The organism is Photobacterium sp. DNB23_23_1, from assembly GCF_052873815.1.
The window spans coordinates 1-25,647 of the sequence record NZ_JBNNXT010000057.1; the positions used below are offsets into that span (position 1 = coordinate 1).

22 protein-coding genes and 1 other annotated feature are annotated in these 25,647 nt (G+C 49.9%); of the genes, 15 read left to right on the forward strand and 7 right to left on the reverse strand.

All coding sequences use genetic code 11. From position 1 onward, the window contains the following. Positions 1–648: 648 nt before the first annotated feature. The 8 genes from ACVA53_RS23045 to luxS all read left to right on the forward strand — a co-directional run bounded on the left by ACVA53_RS23045 (position 649) and on the right by luxS (position 10,453). Entirely contained in the window at positions 649–900 is a 252-nt protein-coding gene (locus tag ACVA53_RS23045) for an oxaloacetate decarboxylase subunit gamma (protein WP_446506397.1), read from the forward strand. 69 nt (positions 901–969) lie between these two features. Beyond that, entirely contained in the window at positions 970–2,757 is a 1,788-nt protein-coding gene (gene oadA / locus ACVA53_RS23050) for a sodium-extruding oxaloacetate decarboxylase subunit alpha (protein ID WP_255041094.1), read from the forward strand. A gap of 9 nt (positions 2,758–2,766) precedes the next feature. After that, positions 2,767–3,897: a sodium ion-translocating decarboxylase subunit beta gene (locus ACVA53_RS23055; RefSeq protein ID WP_255041093.1), complete on the forward strand. Its 1,131-nt coding sequence runs from the start codon at positions 2,767–2,769 to the stop codon at positions 3,895–3,897. Positions 3,898–4,015: 118 nt separating this feature from the next. Further along, positions 4,016–4,447, forward strand: a complete 432-nt coding sequence (locus ACVA53_RS23060) for a YqaA family protein (protein ID WP_255041092.1) — start codon at positions 4,016–4,018, stop codon at positions 4,445–4,447. Between the two features lie 12 nt (positions 4,448–4,459). Next, entirely contained in the window at positions 4,460–7,324 is a 2,865-nt protein-coding gene (locus ACVA53_RS23065; protein WP_446506398.1) for a M16 family metallopeptidase, read from the forward strand. Between the two features lie 171 nt (positions 7,325–7,495). Next, the gene (gene gshA, locus ACVA53_RS23070; RefSeq protein ID WP_446506399.1) at positions 7,496–9,064 is read left to right on the forward strand and encodes a glutamate--cysteine ligase; all 1,569 of its coding nucleotides are present in this window, start codon (positions 7,496–7,498) and stop codon (positions 9,062–9,064) included. A gap of 105 nt (positions 9,065–9,169) precedes the next feature. Further along, entirely contained in the window at positions 9,170–9,811 is a 642-nt protein-coding gene (locus tag ACVA53_RS23075) for a transglycosylase SLT domain-containing protein (RefSeq protein ID WP_446506400.1), read from the forward strand. Positions 9,812–9,934: 123 nt separating this feature from the next. Next, positions 9,935–10,453 carry an S-ribosylhomocysteine lyase gene (gene luxS / locus ACVA53_RS23080; RefSeq protein WP_446506401.1) on the forward strand — a complete coding sequence of 173 codons (519 nt, stop codon included), beginning with the start codon at positions 9,935–9,937 and terminating at the stop codon, positions 10,451–10,453. Between the two features lie 83 nt (positions 10,454–10,536). On the opposite strand, the gene ACVA53_RS23085 is transcribed toward luxS, so the two are convergent. Beyond that, positions 10,537–11,814: an HlyC/CorC family transporter gene (locus ACVA53_RS23085; RefSeq protein WP_255041087.1), complete on the reverse strand. Its 1,278-nt coding sequence runs from the start codon at positions 11,812–11,814 to the stop codon at positions 10,537–10,539. A gap of 78 nt (positions 11,815–11,892) precedes the next feature. Further along, positions 11,893–12,690 carry a cytochrome C assembly family protein gene (locus ACVA53_RS23090; RefSeq protein ID WP_446506402.1) on the reverse strand — a complete coding sequence of 266 codons (798 nt, stop codon included), beginning with the start codon at positions 12,688–12,690 and terminating at the stop codon, positions 11,893–11,895. Between the two features lie 210 nt (positions 12,691–12,900). On the opposite strand from ACVA53_RS23090, the gene ffh reads away from it, so the two are divergent. The 5 genes from ffh to rplS all read left to right on the forward strand — a co-directional run bounded on the left by ffh (position 12,901) and on the right by rplS (position 16,422). Next, positions 12,901–14,277: a signal recognition particle protein gene (gene ffh, locus ACVA53_RS23095; RefSeq protein ID WP_255041085.1), complete on the forward strand. Its 1,377-nt coding sequence runs from the start codon at positions 12,901–12,903 to the stop codon at positions 14,275–14,277. Positions 14,278–14,461: 184 nt separating this feature from the next. Beyond that, positions 14,462–14,710, forward strand: a complete 249-nt coding sequence (gene rpsP, locus ACVA53_RS23100; protein ID WP_075763068.1) for a 30S ribosomal protein S16 — start codon at positions 14,462–14,464, stop codon at positions 14,708–14,710. Then, positions 14,710–15,264, forward strand: a complete 555-nt coding sequence (rimM, locus tag ACVA53_RS23105) for a ribosome maturation factor RimM (RefSeq protein ID WP_208113430.1) — start codon at positions 14,710–14,712, stop codon at positions 15,262–15,264. Before rpsP ends, rimM begins: the two co-directional genes overlap by 1 nt. Positions 15,265–15,285: 21 nt before the next feature. Beyond that, on the forward strand, positions 15,286–16,032 hold the full coding sequence (gene trmD / locus ACVA53_RS23110) for a tRNA (guanosine(37)-N1)-methyltransferase TrmD (protein ID WP_255041084.1): 747 nt from the start codon (positions 15,286–15,288) through the stop codon (positions 16,030–16,032). A 36-nt stretch (positions 16,033–16,068) separates the two neighbouring features. Continuing rightward, on the forward strand, positions 16,069–16,422 hold the full coding sequence (gene rplS, locus ACVA53_RS23115; protein WP_107351786.1) for a 50S ribosomal protein L19: 354 nt from the start codon (positions 16,069–16,071) through the stop codon (positions 16,420–16,422). A 391-nt stretch (positions 16,423–16,813) separates the two neighbouring features. On the opposite strand, the gene ACVA53_RS23120 is transcribed toward rplS, so the two are convergent. From ACVA53_RS23120 to ACVA53_RS23130, 3 genes are all read right to left on the reverse strand, one after another. Further along, the gene (locus ACVA53_RS23120; RefSeq protein WP_446506403.1) at positions 16,814–18,298 is read right to left on the reverse strand and encodes a carbon starvation CstA family protein; all 1,485 of its coding nucleotides are present in this window, start codon (positions 18,296–18,298) and stop codon (positions 16,814–16,816) included. Between the two features lie 386 nt (positions 18,299–18,684). Next, the gene (btsR, locus tag ACVA53_RS23125) at positions 18,685–19,398 is read right to left on the reverse strand and encodes a two-component system response regulator BtsR (RefSeq protein ID WP_446506404.1); all 714 of its coding nucleotides are present in this window, start codon (positions 19,396–19,398) and stop codon (positions 18,685–18,687) included. Next, a complete protein-coding gene (locus ACVA53_RS23130; RefSeq protein WP_446506407.1) occupies positions 19,395–21,095 on the reverse strand; it encodes a LytS/YhcK type 5TM receptor domain-containing protein in 1,701 nt (566 codons plus the stop codon). Before ACVA53_RS23130 ends, btsR begins: the two co-directional genes overlap by 4 nt. A gap of 216 nt (positions 21,096–21,311) precedes the next feature. Here ACVA53_RS23130 and ACVA53_RS23135 point away from each other — a divergent pair, with 216 nt between their 5' ends. Beyond that, complete coding sequence (locus tag ACVA53_RS23135) at positions 21,312–22,385, forward strand: 3-deoxy-7-phosphoheptulonate synthase (RefSeq protein ID WP_255041080.1); 1,074 nt, start codon at positions 21,312–21,314, stop codon at positions 22,383–22,385. 27 nt (positions 22,386–22,412) lie between these two features. Next, positions 22,413–23,552, forward strand: coding sequence for a bifunctional chorismate mutase/prephenate dehydrogenase (gene tyrA, locus ACVA53_RS23140; protein WP_255041079.1), 1,140 nt, complete (start codon positions 22,413–22,415; stop codon positions 23,550–23,552). Between the two features lie 235 nt (positions 23,553–23,787). Here the strand turns inward: tyrA and pheA are convergent, their stop codons facing one another. Together pheA and hpf are read right to left on the reverse strand one after the other, a co-directional pair. Then, positions 23,788–24,978, reverse strand: coding sequence for a prephenate dehydratase (gene pheA, locus ACVA53_RS23145; RefSeq protein WP_446506405.1), 1,191 nt, complete (start codon positions 24,976–24,978; stop codon positions 23,788–23,790). A 25-nt stretch (positions 24,979–25,003) separates the two neighbouring features. Next, positions 25,004–25,125, reverse strand: a sequence feature (Phe leader region). 125 nt (positions 25,126–25,250) lie between these two features. Further along, complete coding sequence (gene hpf / locus ACVA53_RS23150; protein WP_255041077.1) at positions 25,251–25,604, reverse strand: ribosome hibernation-promoting factor, HPF/YfiA family; 354 nt, start codon at positions 25,602–25,604, stop codon at positions 25,251–25,253. Positions 25,605–25,647: the final 43 nt, after the last annotated feature.

Consider the following 25,647-nt stretch of genomic DNA (forward strand, 5'->3'; position numbering starts at 1 on the left):
TAGCTCAGCTGGATAGAGTACCTGGCTACGAACCAGGCGGTCGGAGGTTCGAATCCTCCCGAGCGCGCCATTATTTAAAAGCTCAGCTTAGGCTGGGCTTTTTTTCTATCTGTACTTCTGGCTACACCACGCCCTTCTATCTGCATCCGCCATCAAATATCTACTCTGATTGATTTATACCAACCTACATGAATACTTGATCAACTACTTATCCAGATTGGTATTATCCCATTTATCTTTTCCATTCAACGAATGACTCAAAAGACCAGGAGATGACTCTGTTTGGTCTTGGTCACCGCTCCCTGTGAGCGACTGTTATTATATACAAAACAAGGACTTTGTTTATTTACGTTATCGCTGACTATGTTTACGTAAACGTAATGAGAGATAGGTGGGGCAGTAGCTGCTACTCTTCATAGAGGGAGGGTGAAAGTGATGGTATCGAAAGGGTGGAAAGTGACAAAAAAACGTGTGTTTTCATTGTGTTTTCACTGTTCTTTTAGAGAGTTTTTGTAATTTTACGACCAAACCCTCAGAAAAAGACCAAATAACCACCATTGATTGGCTTATTGTTAATCAGTTTGACATAAATTTACTTAACGTGGTATTTGTTAACGCGCCTATTACAAATTAATGAAGGGAAGCATTATGGCAGATTTAGGTCCTTTGCTGTGGGAAGCGGCGACGATCATGGTTACCGGTATGGTCGTGGTTTTTTTGTTTCTCAGTATTTTGATCTATTTAGTGCAGCTGTTGGCCAAAATTGCGCCGAAAGAGACACCGAGTGCAACGGCATCTAGCCAGTCATCACCAGTTGCCGTTAATCACAATGGCATTCAGCCAGAGGTTGTTGCTGTTATTTCAGCGGCGGTACACCGCTACCGTGACCAGAAGGCATAAGCGACAGTATTACTGCTGCAATGAGATTGTGATTTTTAGGAAGAATTTTTTTACAAGGAGTTTGTGAGCATGTCCAAGCCATTAGCGATCACTGACGTTGTGTTACGTGATGCCCACCAGTCGTTATTCGCTACCCGTCTTCGCATTGAAGATATGTTGCCCATTGCCGAGAAGTTAGACGATGTCGGCTATTGGTCGTTGGAAACCTGGGGCGGCGCAACGTTTGATGCCTGTATCCGCTACCTGGGCGAAGATCCGTGGGAGCGCCTGCGTTTGCTTAAGCAAGCGATGCCGAAAACCCCGATGCAGATGCTGCTTCGCGGTCAGAATCTGCTGGGCTACCGTCATTATGCTGATGATGTGGTCGAGAAGTTTGTTGAACGAGCCCACGCTAACGGAATGGATGTATTCCGCATTTTTGATGCGATGAATGATGTCCGCAATTTTGAAAAAGCGGTCAAGGCCGCCGTTGATGTCGGCGCACATGCACAGGGCACCATCTCTTATACCACCAGTCCGGTCCATAATCTTGATACTTGGACCGATCTGGCTAAGCGGCTCGAAGATCTCGGCTGCCATTCTATTTGTATCAAAGACATGTCTGGACTGCTCAAGCCGTATGAAGCGGAAGAGTTGGTCAAGCGCATCAAAGCCTCCTGTGATGTGCCATTGGCTTTGCACTGCCATGCGACTACAGGGCTTTCGACGGCCACCGCTGTCAAGGCGGTAGAAGCCGGGCTCGATATTCTCGATACCGCTATTTCTTCTATGAGCCAAACCTATGGCCATACGCCAACCGAAACCGTGATTGCAATGCTGGAGGGAACCGAGCGCGATACTAACTTGGACTTGCAACAGCTGGAGCCGATTTCAAGCTACTTCCGCGAGGTACGCAAGAAGTACGCGAAGTTTGAAGGTAGCCTCAAAGGGGTTGATGCCCGTATTTTGCTGGCTCAGGTTCCCGGCGGCATGCTGACCAATATGGAAAGCCAGCTCAAAGAGCAAGGTGCTGCGGATCGTTTTGATGAAGTGCTGGAAGAGATCCCACGCGTACGTGAAGATCTGGGTTTCATTCCACTGGTGACACCGACATCACAGATTGTTGGCACCCAAGCGGTATTGAATGTCCTGACCGGTGAGCGTTATAAGAGCATCAGTAAGGAAACCGCCGGGGTGCTCAAAGGGGCATACGGTGCGGCACCTGCGCCAGTCAATGCGGAGCTGCAAGCTCAAGTACTTGACGGTGGTGAGCCAATTACCTGTCGCCCGGCAGACTTGATAGATGCTGAGCTGGACGTTTTAACGACGGATTTACTGGCCAAGGCAAAATCGGACGGTATCGATCTGGCTCAAGATCAGGTTGATGATGTACTGACTTACGCCCTGTTCCCGCAGGTTGGTTTGAATTTCCTTAAAAACCGCAAAAACCCTGAGGCATTTGAGCCTGCCCCGGGCAGTGAACCGGAAGTTGCTGCTGAGCAGCCTGTTCCCGTAACCAGTTCGGCGGCCACGGTAGAAGCATACAGTGTGAAAGTAAATGGTCAGGTCTATAACGTTGAAGTCGGCCCAAGTGGTGAGCTGACTTCGGTTGAGCCTGCAGCCGCCAACACATCTGCACCTGTCGCTGCGCCACAAGCAAGTAATGCCGAAGACTTACCTGCACCACTGGCCGGGAACATTTTTAAGATCAATGTTCAGCCTGGGCAGCAGGTATCTGAAGGTGAAGTATTGGTGATCCTCGAAGCAATGAAAATGGAAACTGAAGTCCGTGCCGCTCGTAGCGGTACTGTGCAAGATCTCCATGTCAAAGAAGGTGATTCAGTGGCCGTCGGTTCGCCGATCCTGAGTCTGGCATAAGAGGGAACCATGGACGGATTATTAACTCTCTGGAACGAGACGGGTATTGCCAATTTTGAACTTGGTCAGCTGTTTATGATGCTGATCGGTGCCGGCCTCTTGTTCTTAGCGATCCGCAAGGGCTTTGAACCCTTGCTGCTGTTGCCAATGGGTTTCGGTGCGATTTTGGCCAATATTCCCAACGCCGGTTTCACCGAGCCGGGTGGCTTGCTGTATTACATCTACTACATTGGGATCGAAACGGGTGTTTTCCCGCTGTTGATCTTCATGGGGGTTGGGGCGATGACTGATTTCGGGGCGCTGATAGCCAACCCGAAAACTTTATTGCTCGGCGCGGCAGCTCAGTTCGGGATCTTCTTTACCTTATTCGGTGCCATTTTGCTAAATGCCGTACCGGGTATGGAGTTCACCTTAGCAGATGCTTCCTCGATCGCCATTATTGGTGGGGCGGATGGCCCGACGGCGATCTTCCTGGCCAGCCAGCTGTCCCCCGATTTGCTCGGTGCGATTGCGGTAGCCGCCTACAGTTACATGGCGTTGGTACCGATCATCCAGCCGCCGATCATGAAAGCACTGACGACGCCGGAAGAACGCCAGATCAAGATGCAGCAACTGCGTGACGTTAGCAAAGGCGAGAAAATTTTGTTCCCGCTGGCTGTCCTGCTGATGACCATCCTGTTCCTGCCTGCTGCGACGCCGTTGGTTGGGATGTTCTGTCTGGGTAATTTGATGCGTGAATCCGGTGTGGTGGATCGTTTGTCCAATACGGTACAGAACGAGCTGATCAATATCGTGACCATCATGCTGGGCTTGGGGGTCGGTTCGAAATTGGCGGCAGAGCAGTTCCTGCGCTTCGAAACTCTCGGTATTTTGGTCTTGGGCGCGGTAGCTTTCAGTGTCGGTACCGGTGGTGGTGTGCTGATGGCTAAGGTGCTCAACCGCTTTAGCAAAGAAGACATTAACCCGCTGATCGGTGCTGCTGGGGTCTCAGCTGTCCCTATGGCTGCCCGTGTGGTTAATAAAGTCGGCCTGGAAGCTAATCCACAGAACTTCTTGTTGATGCATGCAATGGGGCCAAACGTCGCCGGTGTACTCGGCTCGGCGGTTGCAGCCGGTATCTTACTGGCATTGGTTGGCTAAGTCGCCTGACAGCAAAATATCGCAACAATTTAAAACGGGCATCCTTCGGGGTAGCCCGTTTTTTTTACCCTCAGATCGGGTAAGGTACAGCAAACATATCAATCAACTAGAACGATAAATGCTAGAGTTATTTAATGGCGAATCAGCCTTATGGGTGTTATTCACCACCGGTTTTTTAAGTGCGACCTTGTTGCCGGGCGGGTCAGAGGCCAATCTGATAGCCACGATAAAGCTGGGGGATAATGCGATTTGGCTGGTGGTTGTCGTGGCGACAATCGGCAATACCTTGGGCGGCATGACCAATTATTGGTTGGGAAGGTTGCTGCCAGATAAAACTTCTAAAGAAAAACACGGTCATAAAGCATTACTATGGCTAAAAAAATACGGCTACTGGTCGTTATTCTTCAGCTGGTTACCGGTGATTGGTGATCCGCTGTGTTTGGCCGCAGGCTGGTTGCGGATGCGCCATTGGCTCAGCTTTTTCATCATCATGGTGGGAAAAGCGGCGCGCTATACCGTACTGGCTTTACTGGTCCAAGGTTTATTATAAGGAAGGCATTAAGTGCATAAGTGGATAGTGGGGATTGCGCTGATCTCTCTGGCAGGCTGTAGCCAACTACAGTCTCAACAGGCCGGGGCGCCCGAGTTGCCGCAAGGGATAACATTCGTCGAACAAGTCAAACCTGGGGCGTCATCTGACACACCGGTTATCCCGTATTCTAAATACCAACTGGCCAATGGGCTGACAGTGTTACTGCATGAGGATACATCGGATCCGCTGGTCCATGTTGATATGACCTACCATGTTGGCTCTGCCCGCGAAGAGCTGGGTAAGTCGGGGTTTGCCCATTTTTTCGAACATATGATGTTCCAAGGCTCGGAGCATGTGGGTGATCAAGAGCATTTCAAGTTGATCACCGAGGCCGGTGGCACACTGAATGGCACGACCAATCGTGATCGAACCAACTATTTCCAGACCGTACCGGCCAACCAGCTTGAGAAAATCTTATGGCTGGAAGCGGACCGTATGGGATTTTTGCTCGGTGCCGTGTCTCAGCGTAAATTTGAGATCCAGCGCTCGACGGTCAAAAATGAACGTGCCCAGCGTTACGAGAACCGTCCTTACGGCTTGGTCTACGAACGCATGGGTGAAGCCTTATTCCCTCGCACCCATCCATATTCATGGCAGACCATTGGCTACATTGAAGATCTCGACCGTGTTGACGTCAATGATCTCAAAGCCTTCTTCCTGCGTTGGTATGGCCCGAACAATGCCACCCTGACGATAGGGGGGGATATTGATATTGAGCAGACACTTGAGTGGGTCAATAAGTACTACGGCTCTATCCCGCGTGGACCTGAGGTTGAAAAACCGGCCAAGCAGCCCGTTACTTTGGAAAACGATCTGTACCTGACGCTGGAAGACAAAATCCAGCAGCCGATGTTACTGATGGCGTGGCCGACGTCGTATAACGGTGCGGATGATGAAGCGTCGCTCGATATGCTGGCTCGGGTCATCGGTGGAGGCAAAAACAGCCTGATGTACCAGAATCTGGTGAAAACCGGTAAAGTCGTGGATGCGGGCGCATTCCATGACTGTGCAGAGCTGGCGTGTACCATGTATGTCTACGCTATAGGTCAAAGCGGCAAAGCAGGCGATCTGAAAAATCTTCGCGCAGAAGTGACCGCTATCCTCGATGGTCTGGAGCAGCGCGGCGTGTCAACCAAAGAGCTGGAAGAGCTCAAGGGCATGGTCGAAGCAAATGCCATCTTCGGTTTGCAGAGCGTCAGCGGTAAAGTATCGCAGCTTGCTTCCTATGAAACCTTCTTTGATAACCCGGGTTACCTTGGAACCGAGCTGAATAACTTACGCTCTGTTACAACGGCAAGTATGGAGCAGGTGTATATGCGCTACCTCAATGGTCATCCGAGTGTGACATTGAGTGTGGTGCCAAGAGGGCGCACCAGTATTGAGGCGGCAAAATCTAACTTTACCCCGCCCCCGCGTATTATTCCTGAATACACCAAAGTGTCTGAGGAAAAATTACAACAGCAGATGCGTGAGCCCGTAGATGATTTTGACCGTACAGTGATGCCACAGCCGTCATCTCCTGTTGAGGCGGTAATGCCAGAGCTGTACCAGTTCGAGTTGGCCAATGGCATCAAGGTGCTGGGTACCGAGTACCGCGAGACACCCACGGTGGAAATCCAGATGGTCGTCCCGGCAGGTCGCCGCTTTGAGCCGGAAGGCAAGGCAGGTTTGGCCAAGATGACGGCCAGTATGATGGCTGAGGCGTCACAGGAATCGACAGTTGAGGAGTTATCTTCTCGTTTGGATCGCCTGGGCAGTACGGTCAGTTTCTCGGCGGGAAAATATGGCACGGTGGTTTCTGTCACCTCTCTAACCAAGTTCCTGCCGGAAACGCTCGATATCATGCAGGAACGCTTGTTCCAGCCTGCGTTTGATCCGGCTGATTTTGCCCGCGTGAAGCAGCAGGCCCTTGAAGGGATAATCTATGAACACCAGCGCCCAGCTTGGTTAGCCGGACAGGCAACCCGTGAAGTGTTGTTTGGTGGTACATCATTTAGTTTGCCACCGGAGGGAACTAAAGCCTCGCTGGAGTCTATCACTCTAGAAGATGCCAAAGCCTTCTACCGTCGTTACTACACCCCGAATGGTGCGGATATTGTGGTCGTGGGTGATATTGATAAGACACAGTTGACGTCTTCACTGGGCTTTTTAGCCGATTGGCAGGGGATGCCCAAGCCGACATATGTGACGCCGGCAATGCCAGCGATGCCAAAACAAACCGTATGGCTGGTGGACAAGCCGGGCGCGCCACAAACGGTGATCCGTTTTGCCCGTCAAGGTTTGCCGTTCGATGCAACTGGTGAACTGTACGAAACTCAGTTGGCAAACTTCAACCTCGCAGGCAACTTCAATAGCCGGATTAACCTTAACCTACGTGAAGACAAAGGCTACACCTACGGTGCTGGCGGTTATCAGAGTGGTGGAAAGGAAGTTGGTTTATCGGTGTATTACGCCCAGGTAAGAGCGGATGCGACACTGCCTTCGGTGAAGGAATTTCTCGCTGAGCTTGAAAAAATGGCAAGTGAAGGGGTGACGGACGAAGAGCTAAGCTTCATGCGCTTGGCGGTGGGACAGAAAGATGCCCTGAACTATGAAACCCCAAGCAAGAAGGCGCAGTTGCTGGGCCAGATCTTGACCTATTCGCTACCGGAAAACTTTGTTGATACCCGCAATGAAATCGTTGCCTCTATTACCAAGGCGCGCATCGATGAGTTGGCGGAAAAGTGGTTTGACCCGGCTGATTACCAGATCATTGTGGTCGGTGATGCTGCCAGCTTGAAGCCACAGCTCGAGACCCTCGGTTTGCCGATAAGGGCACTTTCGCCAAATATGTAACCGATGAGAGCCGGCCTTGTGCCGGCTTTATTATTTGAATTGAGTTTTACTATTATTCCGTTAGTTGTGATTGTTACTCATAGGTAAAAGAGTTTCGATGCAATAATCATGGTAATCAGTATCAATTATGATTAATCTACCGGACTGAGTTGTTGATGATTGAGAATAACAGTGATGGATTTTTCACAGAGGCTGCAAAAGGTTGCGGCTAATCCTGATGCCCTGACCCTATTAGGGCGAGGTCTTGAGCGCGAAGCCTTGCGTATTACCCCAAATGGCAAACTGTCTAGCGAGCCTCATCCGGCGGAGCTGGGATCAGCGTTGACTAACAAATGGGTGACGACAGATTTTGCCGAGCCATTGCTGGAATTTATTACGCCGGTTTCTCAGAATGTTGATCACCTGTTGTCACAGCTAAGTGACATCCACCAGTTTACCTACAGCAAACTGGGCGATGAAAAACTCTGGCCGATGTCGATGCCATGCGTGGTCGGTGATCAAGATGACATCAACTTGGCCCAGTACGGCAGCTCAAACAGCGGCAAGATGAAAACCTTGTACCGTGAAGGCCTGAAGCGCCGTTATGGCAGCATCATGCAGGTTATTTCCGGGGTACACTTTAACTTTTCTTTTCCGGATAGTTTTTGGGACACACTGTTTGGTGAGCAACCAGAACAAGAGCGACAAGATGCGGTTTCTGACGCCTACTTCGGTTTGATCCGCAACTACTACCGCTTTGGCTGGCTGATCCCTTACCTGTTCGGGGCATCCCCGGCACTGTGTGGATCTTTCCTCGAGAATACCGAATCGAAACTGGATTTCGAGAAGATCGGATGCGGTACCTACTTTTTGCCCAACGCCACGGCGCTTCGCCTGAGCGATTTGGGTTATACCAACCATGAACAAAGCTCGCTGAAGATTGGCTTTAATGGCTTGGAGCAATATTTGGATGGCCTGAAAAAGGCAATCCGCACGCCATCGACTGAGTTTGCCAAACTCGGGGTAAAAGTTGATGGTGAATACCGCCAGCTGAATGACAATGTGCTGCAGATTGAAAATGAACTGTATGCGCCAATCCGACCTAAGCGTGTTGCCAAAAATGGTGAGAAGCCATCTGAGGCCTTGAGCCGTGGTGGCGTCGAATATATTGAAGTTCGTTCACTGGACGTGAATCCATTCAGCCCAATCGGTATTACTGCTGATCAGGTGCGCTTCTTGGATATGTTCCTGACTTGGGCAGTACTGTCGCCATCGGCATCGATGGATGACGCAGAGCTGGCGTGCTGGCGTGATAACTGGAATCGTGTGGTTCTCGATGGTCGCAACCCGGATCTCATGCTGAAAATCGGCTGTAATGGTGAGCGTTTGTCAGTTCAGGATTGGGGTGCCCGTGTCTTTGCTGAGCTTGCCGATGTAGCCAAGGCCATGGATGCCGCTGCCGGTTCTGATGCTTATCAAGAGACATTGGCTCGCCTGCTTACCTGGATTGAACAGCCCGAGCTGACCCTGTCGGCACAGTTGCTTGATGCGCTCCGTGAAAATAACGGAATTGGTTCGGTGGGGCAAAGCTTGGCAGCAGCCCATGCCGCAAGTTTGAATGAACGCCAGTATCAGTTTTATTCTTCGGATATGTTCGAGCAGGAAGCGGCGGAATCTGTTGAGCGGCAAAAGCTAATCGAAAACAGCGATGAGCTGTCTTTTGATGCTTTTCTTGATGCGTATTTTGCTGATATAAAATAAAAAAGAGGGCAGCGACCTTGCTGCCCGATAATTCATTTCGCAGGGATGATAGTCGCCATTAGCTAACTATCATAGATTCAGACCACAAGGATGGCGTGAAGTTCCATGTTTGCCCAATCCCCATTTAAGTTTGTTAAATCGAGGTATTGCCGTTTGGCACTTATCCTCAGTGCTGCAGCGATTCTTTCCGGCTGTGCGACGCCCCCTCCCCAAGATCAAAACAATTTGTGCAATATCTTCCGTGAGCACCCGAAATGGTATAAATCCGCGTTGGATATGGAAGAAGAGTGGGGCACACCGATGCAGGTTGCCATGGCATTTGTGAAGCAGGAAAGTAGTTTTCGTCATGATGCCAGACCGCCGAAAAAGTATGTGCTGGGCTTTATCCCATGGGGTCGGGTCAGTAGCGCCTATGGTTATGCGCAAGCGCAGGACCCGGCTTGGTCTGATTATCAAAAGGCAACACGAAATGGTGGCTCCCGCACCAATTTTTCCGACTCATTGATGTTTATTGGCTGGTATACCCATGAAACCCAGCGTCAGCTCGGGATTTCGAAATGGGATACCTATAACCAGTATCTTGCCTACCACGATGGTCGGGGAGGTTACCGTCGCGGGACTTATAAGTCCAAGCCGACGTTGCTGAAGGTTTCTCGTCGTGTTGAACAGCAGGCCAAAGATTATGGCTGGCAGCTCAAGCAGTGCCGCCAAGAGCTGGAAAATAACCGCAGCTGGTGGCCGTTCTAGCGAGAGGCTACCAGGCGATCGCAAAACCCACTTGCTGGGTTGCCGTGGTGTGATATAACTTTTAATAATGAATGCATCGGAGTGCTTTAATCACCGGTGCTAAGGCCAAGGAGTAAGGAAGCAATGCCACTATTAGATAGTTTCACCGTTGACCACACTCGTATGCATGCTCCGGCTGTACGGGTAGCCAAGACCATGCAGACACCGAAAGGCGATACTATTACTGTTTTCGACCTGCGTTTCTGTCGTCCTAACGCAGATATCCTCAGTGAGCGCGGGATCCATACTCTTGAGCACTTGTATGCCGGCTTCATGCGTGATCACCTAAATTCTGATCAGGTAGAAATTATCGATATTTCGCCAATGGGGTGTCGGACCGGTTTCTACATGAGCTTGATCGGTACCCCGACCGAGCAACTAGTTGCCGAGAGCTGGACTGCGGCGATGGAAGATGTACTGAAGGTTGAGTCGCAGGACAAGATCCCCGAGCTGAACGAGTACCAGTGCGGAACTTACAGCATGCACTCGTTAGAGGAAGCACAGGCAATTGCCCGCCATATTATTGAGCAGGGTATTGCCGTGAACCAAAATGATGAGCTGGCTCTGCCAGAGGCTATGTTGCAAGATCTAAGTGTAAAATAACGCAGATCAGCAACTGTTCAGCCAATAAAAAGCCGGCGATAATGCCGGCTTTACTGTATCTGTCGCTTAGGCTGATACTAAGATCAGCCCGTCTTCTTTAGCTGGTTGGGGAGCACCCGAACTTGCTTGATCATATTGCCAGAGACCTCGATTATCTCCATCTGGTAGCCGGAAACCTCGATGCTGATCTGGCTGTCGGGAATGTCTTCCAGGTGCTCCAGAATCAAGCCGTTGAGGGTACGCGGGCCATCGGTCGGTAGCCCCCAGTTAAGACTCTTGTTGAGATCCCGGATATTGGCACTGCCTTCAATCATCAGGCTACCGTCAGGCTGCGGGGTGATTTCCTCAGCCAGAGTCGGACTGATAGAAGTGGTAAATTCACCGACAATCTCTTCCAAGATATCTTCCAAGGTGATCAGGCCCTGGATATCACCGTATTCATCGACAATCAGGCCAATGCGCTCTTTATTGCGTTGGAACTTCAGCAGCTGGATATTGAGTGGTGTCCCTTCCGGGATGAAGTAGACCTCGTCCGCTGCTCGCAGCAGGTTTTCTTTGCTGAAGTCATTCTTGTCCATCATCAGGCGGTAGGCCTCGCGCACCCGCAGCATGCCGACCACTTCATCGATATTGTCTCGGAACAGCACAATGCGACCATGGGCGGAGTGGCTAAGCTGGCGGACAATCGATTTCCAGTCATCGTTGACATTGATGGCGGCAATTTCGCTGCGCGGCACCATCAAATCTTCCACGGTGACATTTTCCAAGTCGAGGATTGACAGCAGCATGTCCTGGTGACGGCGAGGGATCAGGCCACCGGCTTCGTTTACCACGGTTCGTAGCTCTTCCGAGCTGAGCTTGCCATTGTTGGCATTATCAACCCGCAAACCGAGCAAGATCAGGAAGCCATTGGTAATGCCGTTAACAAACCAGACCAGCGGATAAAGCAGCTTCATCAGTAGTTGCAATACGACGCTACTGGCGTAAGAAACACGTTCAGGGTAAAGGGCGGCAAGGGTTTTCGGGGTCACCTCAGCAAACACCAGTACGACTAAGGTCAGAGCACCGGTGGCGATGGCTACCCCCATATCGCCATAGAGACGCATACCGAGAATGGTGGCGATGGCGGATGCGAGAATATTGACTAGGTTGTTGCCGATCAGTATCAGGCCGATCAGCCTATCGGGACGCGACAGGAGTTTTTCAACCCGCTTGGCCCCGCGGTGTCCCTGGTTGGCCAAGTGCCGCAGTTTGTAGCGGTTGAGGGCCATCATTCCGGTTTCAGAACCGGAAAAATAACCGGAAATAACAAGAAGTAATATCAAGAGGGAGAATAAAAGTCCCGTGGATATATCGTCCAAAAACCTATTTCCTTAACGTTTCTGTTACTTGAACTTTGTACCCAGACTCACTGGGTGTCAATGAATGGGACACGTAATTTATACCCCAATGATAATTTCTTTGACGAAGCGGCTACCGAAATAGGCTAGTGTCAATAGGAATGCGCCGACCAGACTAACCCAGACCACACGGCGTCCACGCCATCCTCTCTGGTAATGTCCCCACAACAAGACAGAATAAACACACCATGCCAGCAGAGAAAAGATGGCTTTGTGGGTCTTGCCTTGTGCCAGCATATCTTGAATAAAGATAAATCCGGTCACCAACGTGACGGTTAATAGCGAGTTACCGACCAAAATGATCTTGAAAAGCTGACGCTCGACCATCATTAAAGGAGGGATGTTCGGATTAATCACCAGGCTCTTCTTGTTTTTCAGCTTGTGATCCAACCAAGCCAGTTGTATCGCATACAGGGTTGCAATCATCAGGGTCGAATAAGAGAACAGCGCCAGAGAGATATGCAGTAGCACTTCTGGATGGGTTTCCAGGTGAGTAATAAAGGCGCCCGGAAGGAAAGTGGCGGCGGTAAGGTTAATTGCTGCAAAGCTGTAGACGATAGGCAGCAGGAACCAGACCCGCATCTTTAACATCGCGCCAGTGGTAATCGTTGCAATCAGTAAACTGATCAGCGAGGCCACGTTTAAAATACTGAGATTTTGTCCCTGTCCACCCAGAATGAGATCTTTGAGCAGCAGGATATGAAGGGCAATAGCGGCCACGGCGAAAACAAAGACCGGCTTGGTCTTGATGCCATTGCTGTTGGTGAGCCCCGGTACAACCAGCCCTAGGGCAAGAAAGTAAAGGCATGCCGCCATTACGGCAATCAACATATCCATAGTAAACTTAACTATTTAAGATGGTAAGAGTTCGCAATTATACCTTGCTAGCCGTCTGCCCGCCATGATAAAGCGAGATCAATAGCCTACCGAGGCGGTTTTATCAGGGGATATCACAGTGAAAGTGTCCGTCAGGGCATGAAAGCAGGGTATGGATTGCGTTATACTAGCAAGATCATACCGATTAGTTGCGTAACGAGCGAGTAGCACATGTTCGAAAATTTAACGGAGCGTTTATCGCGAACGCTTAAGAATGTCAGTGGCCGTGGCCGCCTGACGGACGACAACATCAAGGATACGCTGCGTGAAGTACGTATGGCGTTACTCGAAGCTGATGTTGCGCTTCCTGTTGTCCGTGACTTCGTCAAGCGTGTAAAAGAACGCGCGGTAGGTACTGAGGTATCGAAAAGTCTGACACCGGGTCAGGAGTTCATCAAGATCGTTCAGGCCGAGCTTGAAGCGGTCATGGGTGAAGGTAATGAAGACCTGAACCTTGCGAGCCAGCCGCCAGCGGTTATTCTGATGGCCGGTCTACAGGGTGCGGGTAAAACGACCAGTGTTGGTAAGCTGAGTAAGCTGCTGAAAGAGCGCAAGAAGAAAAAAGTGCTGGTGGTGTCTGCCGACGTATACCGCCCGGCGGCGATCAAACAGTTAGAAACCCTGGCTGGTGATTTGGGTGTGGATTTCTTCCCATCCACGGCTGACCAGAAGCCGGTTGACATCGTTACGGCAGCTCATGCCGAAGCGAAGCTCAAGTTTTATGATGTCCTGATTGTCGATACTGCAGGTCGCTTGCATGTCGACAGCGAAATGATGGACGAGATCAAAGATGTCCACAAGGCCATCAATCCAGTGGAAACCCTGTTCGTGGTCGATGCCATGACAGGTCAGGATGCGGCCAATACGGCCAAAGCCTTCGACGAAGCCCTGCCACTGACCGGTGTGATCCTAACCAAGGTTGACGGTGACGCCCGTGGTGGTGCTGCGCTGTCTGTGCGCCACATTACCGGTAAGCCGATTAAATTCCTGGGTATTGGTGAGAAAACCGATGCCTTAGAACCTTTCCACCCTGACCGTGTTGCCTCACGTATCCTTGGTATGGGTGACGTACTGTCGCTTATCGAAGATTTAGAGCGTAATGTCGATAAGGAAAAAGCCGAGAAACTGGCCAAGAAATTCAAGGAAAAGAAAGGCTTTGACCTTGAAGACTTCCGCGGCCAGCTTGAGCAGATGAAAGGCATGGGCGGCATGATGGGGATGATGGACAAACTTCCGGGTATGTCCCAGCTACCAGACAATGTCAAAGATCAGGTTGATGACAAGATGTTCAACCAGATGGAAGCTATCATTAACTCGATGACGGTTAAAGAGCGCCAGCGCCCTGAGCTGATTAAAGGCTCGCGCAAGAAGCGTATTGCGATGGGCTCTGGTACTCAGGTCCAAGACGTTAACCGGTTGCTCAAGCAATTCACCCAGATGCAGAAGATGATGAAGAAAATGCAGAAGGGCGGCATGAAGAACATGATGCGCAACATGAAAGGCATGATGCCACCGGGTGGTGGTATGGGCGGAATGTTCGGCCGTTAATCGGCATTAATTCCCACAAATACATTGGGCTTGGGTATGTCAACATTCTTTTACTGGTGAAAATTTAGCTAAAGCGGTTGCATTCGTCAGTTTAAAGAGTAAAATTCCCGAGCTTAATTTGGCACGGGCCCCGTTATATCCATGGCGGGGCCGATTTCATTTACAGTAATGCAAAGAGGACGATATGGTAACCATTCGTTTGGCACGTCACGGCGCTAAGAAGCGTCCATTTTATCAAATCGTTGTTGCTGACTCACGTTGCGCACGCGACGGTCGTAACATCGAAAAAATTGGCTTCTTCAACCCGCTAGCTAAGGGTCAGGAAGAGCGTCTACGTCTAGATCTTGACCGTGTTAACCACTGGGTTGGTCTAGGCGCTACTGTGTCTGACCGCGCAGCTAAGCTAATCAAAGACGCTGCTAAAGCGGCTTAATTAGCATGACAGGTATTAGAGAAGCGATGAGTACACAAGACCGCATTGTTGTTGGGAAACTTGGTTCCACTTATGGCATCAAGGGTTGGCTCAAAGTTTTTTCTTACACCGAAGAAGCTGAAAGCATTTTTTCCTATCAGCCTTGGTTTATTAAAGTCAAAGGTGAGTGGAAGGAGCTCCGCGTTGAATCGTGGAAGCGCCATGGTCAGGGTTTAGTCGCTAAGCTAGAAGGTTTGGATATCCGTGAGGATGCTCAGATGTTCACTAACGCTGAAGTCTACGCATTGGCTGACCAACTACCAGCACTGTCAGAAGACGAGTTCTACTGGCGTGAGTTGTATGGAATGGCAGTAGTGACAACCGAAGGTTACGACCTAGGTAAAGTTACTGACATCCTGGAAACAGGTTCCAACGACGTTTTGGTAGTCAAAGCCAACCTGAAAGATGCTTTTGGCCAGAAGGAACGTTTAATTCCGTTCCTCGATGAGCAGGTCATCAAGTCGATTGATCGCACTGCTCAGCGGATCGAAGTTGACTGGGATCCTGGATTTTAATCCCCGGTAATAGGTGAACAAATGAAGGTAGGCATAATCAGCCTGTTTCCTGACATGTTTAATGCCATTACCAATTTTGGGGTAACAGGCCAGGCGGTAAAAAAAGGCCTTTTGTCAGTGGAAACGTGGAATCCTCGTGATTTTACCCACGACAAACACCGGACGGTTGATGACCGACCATATGGTGGCGGACCGGGTATGTTGATGATGGTGCAGCCTTTGCGCGATGCCATTCATACTGCCAAACAGTCCGTAGATGGCCAGGCTAAAGTCATTTACCTGTCACCTCAGGGCCGTAAGCTTGATCAAGCGGGTGTTGAGGAGCTGGCGCAGAATGAGAATCTGATTCTTATCTGTGGTCGCTATGAAGGGGTAGATGAGCGCATTATCCAACAAGAGGTAGACGAAGAATGGTCTATCGGCGATTTTGTGCTGACGGGTGGTGAACTACCAGCTATGACCTTAGTGGATGCAGTGGTCCGGTTTGTGCCGGGTGTACTGGGAGACTTTGCGTCGGCGGAAGAAGATTCTTTCGCAAATGGTTTGCTAGATTGCCCTCATTATACGCGTCCTGAAATGTTGGACGGGCAGGAAGTCCCTAAGGTCTTGCTGTCTGGGAATCACAAGGACATTAGCCGCTGGCGGTTGAAACAATCGCTGGGCCGTACTTGGTTGAGAAGACCAGAGCTCCTGGAAAACCTAGCTCTGACTGACGATCAGGAATTCTTGCTGGCGGAGTTTATCCGCGAACACAAGGCAAGCATTTAATTAATTTAGTATCAGTTTATTCTAGGGTATTTACCAATGAGTAACATCATTAAGCAGCTCGAAGACGAGCAACTAAAACAAGACCTACCAACTTTCGCACCAGGTGACACTGTTGTTGTACAAGTTAAGGTAAAAGAAGGTAACCGCGAGCGTCTACAGGCTTTCGAAGGCGTTGTAATCGCTAAGCGTAACCGTGGTCTACACTCTGCATTCACTGTTCGTAAGATCTCTAACGGTGAAGGCGTTGAGCGTGCGTTCCAGACTCACTCTCCAATCGTTGACAGCATTACTGTTAAACGTCGTGGTGCAGTACGTCGTGCCAAATTGTACTACCTACGTGAGCGTTCAGGTAAATCTGCACGTATCCGCGAGAAGCTTACTTCTAAGTAATTCTCGACACGTAAGACGTTTAATGAAAAAGCCCACCGCAAGGTGGGCTTTTTTTATGGGCGGTAAGTCAGGCAAGGGGCGATAGACTAGTGGCTAGTGGCGGTTTGCTATCGGTATGGTGCTAGGGCTGAGAGCTCTGAGTTTGGCTATTGGAAAAATGGCGAAGAGTGTGCTGTTTGGCTATTTATGCAGACTCTTGGAAAAGTGGGATCTTGGTTATTAGAAGAACCTAAGCACTTTCGCATGAGAACGACTAACTCTCCTTGGTCATACTTCTTGACGCTTCATACTGGATGGAAAACTTTGTCGCCCATATCACCATCGCCCATCGCCAGATATTAAAAAACCAGCCTTGTGGCTGGTTTTTGTGTTTTCAGGGGGCGGTGAAAACTTAAGCGATTTCCGTACTGCCTTCAGCGGTCTCTTCGTCAGCAAGGTCGGTTTCGCCTTTGCCTTTAGAACGCTTGATAACATAGCCGGCGATAGATAGTGAGCCTACGATACCTGCGATAGTCGATACCGTCATTGGTAGGCCGAAACCTAGCTGGCTGTTGTTCAGGATGAAGGTAATACATACCGTGGTCATGAAGATAGCCGGTACTGTTGTTACCCAGTGCAGCTTGTTATGGCGCAGCAGGTAAGCCGATGCTGTCCACAGCATCATTACCGCGGTGCTCTGGTTAGCAAAGCCGAAGTAGCGCCAGATGATACCGAAGTCAACTTGAGTCAGGATACCACCGAGTACGAACAGCGGCAGTGCCATCAGTAGGCGGTTGCGTAGCGACTTCTGTTCCAGGTTGAAGTACTCAGCCAGAATTAGGCGGCTTGAGCGGAATGCGGTGTCACCCGAGGTAATCGGTAGGATAACTACACCAAGGAAAGCAACGATACCACCGAATACACCGAGCAGACCGATAGATGAGCTGTAAACCACGTTACCTGGACCACCGTTAGCGACGGCTTCTTGTAGTGACTCTACCGAACCAAAGAATGATAGTGCGAGGGCACACCAGATAAGGGCAATCACACCTTCACCGATCATCGCGCCGTAGAACACGAAACGGCCGTTCTTCTCGTTTTCCATGCAACGTGCCATCAGTGGCGACTGGGTAGCGTGGAAACCAGAGATAGCACCACAAGCGATGGTGATAAATAGCGCAGGCCATAGTGGCAGGTCATTCGGGTTCATGTTGGTGAACATCTGGCTCATCTCGTAATCGCCAAGCAGCGAGTGCTCGCTTGAAAAGGCGATAGCGGTGATCAGGCCAACAGACATAAAGATAAGCAACGCGCCGAACAGCGGGTAGAAGCGGCCGATGATCTTATCGACTGGAACGATAGTGGCGATGATGTAGTAGGCAAAGATGATAACTACCATAGTGGTCATCGACATGCCGATATTGGCTTGCTCATTGACCAGGTTAGTGATCATGCCGGCTGGCGCCGATACGAATACCACACCCACAAGCAGCAACAGTACGGTAGCAAAAATGTTCATAAAGTGTTTTGCACCGTTGCCCAAGTAGCGGCCGGTAATCGTCGGTACTGAAGCACCACCGTTACGTATCGATAGCATGCCCGAAAAGTAATCGTGGACAGCACCGGCAAAGATACAACCCATAACAATCCACAACATAGCGGCAGGACCGTATAGGGCCCCCATGATTGGGCCGAAAATCGGGCCGACACCGGCAATGTTAAGTAGCTGAACAAGGTAGACTTTCTTGTTCGACATAGGGACATAGTCAACACCGTCTTGCTTGGTAAAAGCCGGCGTTTGGCGTTTTTCGTTAATACCGAAGATCTTTTCAATGAACGCACCGTAGATGAAGTAACCACCTACTAGCGCCGCAACACACATCAGAAACCAGGCCATATCTTGTCTCTCTAATCCTATTGGAGTGGGTTATGTGAGTTTTGCGTTCCGTGCCTCTACTACACCCTCGGCAACTGCGCAAAACGTATTTTGATAGCTGCCATCCTAACGGTTTGCCTGCAATATTCACCCGCAAAAGGGGTGAGTGGTTGTATGGCAGGGTGAGTGGTCGATTAGGCCATTAAGCGGTTTTATCGAGTTGGGTTGGCGGTTTTACCGAGGGGTAGGCGACAGGTGCTTGAATGTTAATTCCGTGATCACTGTCAGGGTATTGCCACAGGGGCTTTGTCACTTCAGGCCTGTTGTACATGGATAGCCTGCAGGCAGAGAGAGGAATTAAAGTGATGGAGGATGTACTGCCATCACTTTATTTGGACTAAAAGTGGTTAGCAGAGGCCGAAGCGATCTTTGAGCTCTTTGAGGTAGCGGCGGCTGACCGGAACTTGATGGCTTCCGCATGTGGTAATTTCAGCGAGGCCGTTTTCCAATAATTTAATTTCCCTGATCGCTGTCGGGTGGATCAGATACTGGCGGTGGCAGCGGATCAGCGGGGTTTTTTCTTCCAGCGTTTTCAAGGTTAGCTGGGTGGTTGCTTCGGTATCGTGGCTGACAACGTGAACGCCACTGAGATCGGAATAAGCGGTTTCTATTTCGTCTGGGCGAAGCAACAGAATTCGGTTGTGTCCGCTGCAAGGGATCAGCTCCAGCATGTCACTGATAAGTGGTGAGTAGTCGGCTGACTGGCATTCCCGCGCCAGCCGTTTGATGGTCTTGGTCAGGCGGCATGTTTCCACTGGCTTGAGCAGGTAGTCGAAGGCATTGTCCTCGAACGCTTTGAGAGCGTATTCGTCATAAGCGGTAACGAAGACGACCTTGGGCATGGTGTCAGGGTCGAGCATGCTCAGCATTTCAATACCGGTGATTTGCGGCATTTGGATATCTAGAAAAATGACATCGGGTTTGAGGGCATTAATTTTTTTCAGTGCCTCAATGGCATTATTACATTGCCCGATAACCTCGATAGACCCATCTTCTTCCAACAGGTCAATCAACTCTTCCCTGGCATATTTTTCATCATCAATGACAAGGGCTTTAATCATGCCGCATGTTCTCCGTTAAGGTGTGTGAGGGTATCAACAGGCAGTTTGATGGTTGCCCGAGTCCATTCGTGGGCCTGAAAGGTCATGACTAGGCCGTACTGTTTGCCAAACATATTTTTCAGCCGCTTATCGACAATCTTCATACCAAGGCCACTTTCTTCACCAATAGGTTCATAGTTTCCGGCGTTATCCTCGACTTCGAGGATAACGTGATCTTGTTCGATAAAGCCGTTGATAGTGATTTTACCATTTTCCAGTAAGGACGAAGTGCCGTGTTTGATCGCATTTTCGACCAGCGGTTGTAGGGTAAAGGTTGGTACCATCATGGTCATCAACTCATGGGCAACATTAACCTCGACAGTGAGCCGGTCGGAAAAGCGTGCCAGTTCAATCTCTAGGTAAGCATGTATATGATGCAGCTCTTCTTGCAGGGTTACCGTTTCGATATTTTGCTTGAGGTTACGGCGGAAGAACTGTGACAGATGCTGGATCAGCTGACGAGCTTTGTCCGGATCGCGCCTGACGACTGAGTTGATGGTATTGAGGGCATTGAACAAGAAGTGCGGATTGACCTGGGCTTGCAGCAGGCGAAGTTCGGCTTGGGTCAGCAAGTTCTGCTGCTGGATATAGCGCCCGGTCAAAATCTGATTGGACAGCAGCTTGGCGATCCCTTCACCCAACGTGAGGTTAACCGTCGAGAATAGCTTGCGCTTCGGTTCATAGAGTTTGATGGTACCCAGTACTTCGTGGTTACCGCCAATCAGTGGGATCACCAGTGCCGAACCGAGTTTGCACTTGTCATGCAGCGAACACTGGTAGGGGAGATCATAGCCGTCGGCATATACTAGCTCGCAACCATCAATGGCACGATGGGTATAGCCGGAAGATATCGGGGTTCCGGGTAAATGGTGATCGTCACCGATCCCGATGAAAGCGAGGATTTTTTCGCGGTCGGTGATCGCGACAGCACCGACGCCGGTTTCTTGATAAATGATCTTGGCGATTTTCTTGGTGCTTTCTTCATTAAAACCTTGGCTGAAGATCCCGACCGAACGCTGGGCTATCTTAAGGGCTCGGCTTGAGAAGGCCGCAGAGTACTTTTCGTAAATGGTCTTTCGGTCTTGGATAATGCTCATGAAAAACGCTGCTCCGATCGAGTTGGCTATCACCATTGGTAAGGCGATGGCACTGACCAGAACAAGTGCTTTTTCAAACGGTTCGGCAACAGCAAGGATGATCAGCATCTGGACAATTTCGGCTACCAGAGTGATAACCAATACCACTTGTGGACGGAATATCTGATCGGCTTGGCCCCGGCGCACATAGTAACTGTGCATCAAGCCGCCGATCAGGCCTTCGGCGGTGGTGGAGATAGCACAAGCCAGATCGGTAAAGCCCCCGAGGCTGTAGCGGTGAAGACCGCCGGTCAAGCCTACGGCAAAGCCAACAACAGGTCCACCGAGTAAACCGCCCATAACTGCACCGATTGCCCGGGTATTGGCAATCGCATCTTCTATGTGTAATCCGAAGTAAGTGCCTAAAATACAAAAGAGGGAAAACAGGATGTAGCAAGTAAAGCGCTGTGATAGCCGACCTGAAATAGTGGTCAGGGGCATAAAGAGTGGGGTTTTGCTAAGCAGGTATGCCAGTACCAGGTATACACTGAGCTGCTGTAAGAGAGAAAAAATCAGTTCCATTGCCATAGGGGGTGCGAGTGGGCATTGCCATTATGGTAACTGGCTTTGGCCAATAGCGCCAAAAATGCTTTTGGTGTAAACTTTAATTTACGGTGGATTTTTTTCTTTACAGGGTGTTGCAATCTTCATCCTAGGCCTGCTATTGTCTGTTTAACAACAGGGCGTTCCTGTTTTTCTTTCTATTTTTTGTATTAATTAGTTTACAGGGAAGCCCTCATGCAAAAAGACCAGCTGAATAATGTCCATATCGAAAACGAGTCGGTATTAATCACACCACAAGAGCTGCGCACCAAGCTGCCAGTCAGTGAAAGCGCCCTTAACTTCGTTCGTCAATCTCGCCAGACTATTGCTGATATCATCCACAAGCGTGATCACCGCTTACTGGTGGTGTGTGGCCCATGCTCGATCCATGATATTGAAGCCGCTAAAGAGTATGCAGTTAAGCTAAAAGCATTGTCTGAAGAGTTAAGCGATCAATTGTACATTGTGATGCGGGTTTACTTCGAAAAGCCGCGTACAACGGTGGGGTGGAAAGGGCTGATCAATGACCCACACCTTGACGGTTCATTCGAAGTGGAAGAAGGCCTACATATTGGCCGTCAGCTACTGATTGATTTGGTTGAAATGGGGATCCCGCTAGCGACCGAAGCGTTGGATCCGATCAGCCCGCAATACCTGGGTGATTTGTTCAGCTGGGCAGCCATTGGGGCCCGTACCACGGAATCTCAGACTCACCGCGAAATGGCAAGTGGCCTGTCGATGCCGGTTGGCTTTAAGAACGGCACCGATGGCAGCTTAGGCACTGCGATTAATGCGATGCAGGCTGCAGCTTCAGGCCACCGCTTTATGGGGATTAATCGGGATGGCCAAGTCGCTTTGCTGAATACCCAGGGCAACCCTGATGGCCATGTGATTCTGCGTGGTGGCAAGCAAACCAACTATGATTCTGTCTCTGTGACTGAATGTGAAAACGAGATGAATGCATCAGGCCTTTCTCCGTCGCTGATGGTAGACTGTAGCCATGCTAACTCCCGCAAGGATTACCGTCGTCAGCCGTTGGTTGCCGAAGATGTGATCCACCAAATCCGTGAGGGCAACAAGTCCATTATTGGTTTGATGCTGGAAAGCCATATTAATGAAGGAAACCAGAGTACGGATCTTCCGCGCGGAGAAATGGCTTATGGTGTGTCTATCACCGATGCCTGTATTAATTGGGAATCGACCGATACCTTGTTACGCCATACTCACCAAGAGCTTACGCCATTTCTTCAGAAGCGTATTGAAGACTAAATCCGCCACGAATGCAGAGAGCCATAGATGGTCGCTGAACTAAGTAAACTAAGAGATCAAATTGATGATGTCGACCGCCAGATGGTGGAGCTGCTAGCTCGCCGTCTATCTTTGGTCGAAGAGGTCGGCCATGTGAAAAGCCAACATGGCTTGCCGATTTATGCGCCTGATCGTGAAGCCGCTATGCTGGCTTCACGACGTCAGGAAGCAGAAAGTAAAGGGGTACCGCCGGATCTTATTGAAGATATCCTGCGTCGTACTATGCGTGAGTCTTACGCGAGTGAAAATGATTCTGGCTTCAAATGCCTCAAGCCGGATCTGCGTCCGATTGTGGTCGTTGGTGGCCATGGTCAGCTAGGTAGCTTGTTCTGCCGTTTATTTGAGTTGTCGGGTTATCAGGTTCGCAAACTTGGCAGTCAGGATTGGGATCGAGCGGATGAGCTGCTAGACGATGCTGGCATGGTGGTCGTGTCGGTGCCGATCAACTTGACCGAAACCATCATCGCTAAATTGGGCAACCTGCCGGAAGACTGTATTCTTGCTGATTTGACCTCGGTGAAGAGTGGTCCTGTTCAGGCAATGCTGGAAGTGCATCGTGGCCCAGTGGTTGGTTTGCACCCGATGTTTGGTCCAGACATTGCCAGCTTGGCTAAACAGGTTGTTGCTTATTGTGATGGCCGTAATCCAGAAAGTTACCAATGGTTGCTTGAGCAGATCCAAATTTGGGGTGCGACCCTCAACCGGATCAGTGCGATTGAGCACGATGAAGGGATGACCTTGATCCAGGCGCTGCGCCACTTCACTTCTTTTGTTTATGGCCTACACCTTGCCGAAGAAGATCCGAAGCTAGAGCAACTGCTATCGCTCAGTTCACCAATCTACCGTTTGGAGCTGGCTATGGTGGGGCGTCTGTTTGCCCAGGATGCCCAGCTGTATGCCGATATTATTATGTCGTCACCGCAGAACCTAGCGATGATCAAACGCTTCCATCAACGTTTTGGCGAAGCCATTGTGATGTTGGATAATCAAGACAAAGAGACGTTCAAGCAGGCCTTTGGCCGGGTTGAAAATTGGTTTGGGGACTATGCCCAGCATTTTTTAATCGAGAGCCAGGGATTACTTAGACAGGCGAACGACTCGACTCACCGTACCTCGTCAGGTCACTAAGCACAGCGACTTCGACAAGAATAATAAAGCCCACGCACTGCAAAGTGCGTGGGCTTTTGTTTTTAGCTGGCTTGGCATCTAGATAAACGTCATTTTGATACTGGGTGTAGCCTCTAGCGAGAGCACCGGCACATCACTGAACAGGAATGTCAAAATCGCGGTAAATACATCCATATAGCTCCAACCCAATGTCCCTATTGGGTAGGTTTTGACATCCTATTCAGTAATATGCCACCTACCCCCTCAGAATCAAATCACCCGTTTCAGGGTCAACAGGTTTGACGTTCTCGCTCGGGTAGCAGCCCAATACCTTGATAAAGCGGGTCAGGCGAGTCAGCTCTTCCAGTGCATCCTGCATTACTTCCGATTTGAGGTTTTCCTCAACATCAACGTAGAACATCTCTTCCCACGGGTTGCCAATGACAGGGCGTGATTCAAGCTTAGTCATATTAATATTGAGATTACGCAGTACCAGCAAGCACTCAACCAGTGAACCGGCTTTCTGGGCGGTAGACATGGTCAGGGTGGTTTTGGCTGGGATCAGCGAGGTAACATCAACCGGCTTGCGCGCGACGACAATAAATCGGGTGTAGTTTTCCTGCTGGTTGGCAATATTGGATTTGAGCGGGGTCAGCCCGTACAACTCACCGCTTGAGGCATTACCGATAGCAGCCACATTAGGCTGCTGGAGCTCAGCCACTTGTTTCATCGCTTCTGCCGTGCTTGAGCAGTACTCCTGGGTAATATTGCCCATTGAATGGAGATATTCGCTGCATTGCTGATGCGGCTGAGGGTGCGAGTACAGGGTATCAATGTCTTCAAGCTTGGTATTTGCCACTGCGAGTAGGCAATGCTCGATAGGCTGGTTGATCTCACCGACAATCGACAGGCTGGTATGCTGGAGCAGATCATAGACTTCGTTGATCGAGCCTGAACTGGTGTTTTCGATTGGCAGGACACCGTAGTCGGCATTACCAATTTCCACCATGTGCAGAACATCGCGGAATGTCGAGCAGCTGAGTTCAACCAACTTGGTCTGCTTCTTGCTGAAATAACTTCGGCTGGCAAGGTTGGAGTAAGAGCCTTTTGCGCCAAGGAAAGAGACGCGGGCGACAGGTTGCAAGCTCTCTGGGTTGGCGATTTTTTGCAGGAAAGCCTGCTGAAACAAGACGGAATCTTCGATAATGGTATGGAAGATCTGGGTGACGTACTGGGCATCCAACTGCAAGGATTTGCCTGTTTCGATCAAGCGTAGCAATAGTGCTTGCTCACGGGTTTGATCTCGCACTGGCTTGGCGGTTTGGATTTTGCTCTTGGCCACTTCCAAACTCAATTGGCGGCGCTCGGCAAGCAACTTAAGTATTTCATTATCGATACGGCTGACGTTGGTTCTGATTTCGTCCAGCGAATACTGCGGTTCTGTCATTGTCGTTCCCTGTCTTTCTTATTCATACAAAAAAGCCTCCTGGTTAGGAGGCTGTCTGTTCGTCTTTAGCTTGTTTCTTGCACAACGAATAGCCCCCATTAAGGTGACATAAAAAAGAAGCTAAAGAAAAACAGTGTGGTTATTTGCATAAATAATGAATGTTATGGTTTTGGGTAAGTGATGGTTCAACATTATTCAGCCTTGGAAGTGTTGTCAAGCAGAAACTAAACAGCCCTGCAGGGCAGGGCTGTTTATCAAATCCTCTTGAATAATTATGCTTCTTCTTCGGCTTCTATTTCTGCTTCTTCAATCTGCGGTTTGTCGCTGTGGCTTGCACGGCGTGCCGTTGGTTTGTGAGCTTGCTTGTTCAGTTGGCGTTCCAGTTTTTGGTATACCTCAGTAATGGCACCATACATGTCGTCATGCTCTGCTGAGGCGACGAGTTGACCTCCAGGAATAGCAGCAGATGCTTCAACTTTAAATTGGCGGTTTGGCTCGGTGCTGATCACCGCGTGCTTACTGATAAGTGGAACCTGATACTTTTCTAACTTTTTGAATTTAAACTCAATACGCTCACGGATAGCAGGGGTGATATCTAGGTTTTTGCCGGTAATGTCTACTGTCATAATTATCTTTCCTCTTTTGCTACCCTTCGTTGGGTTGAATTCA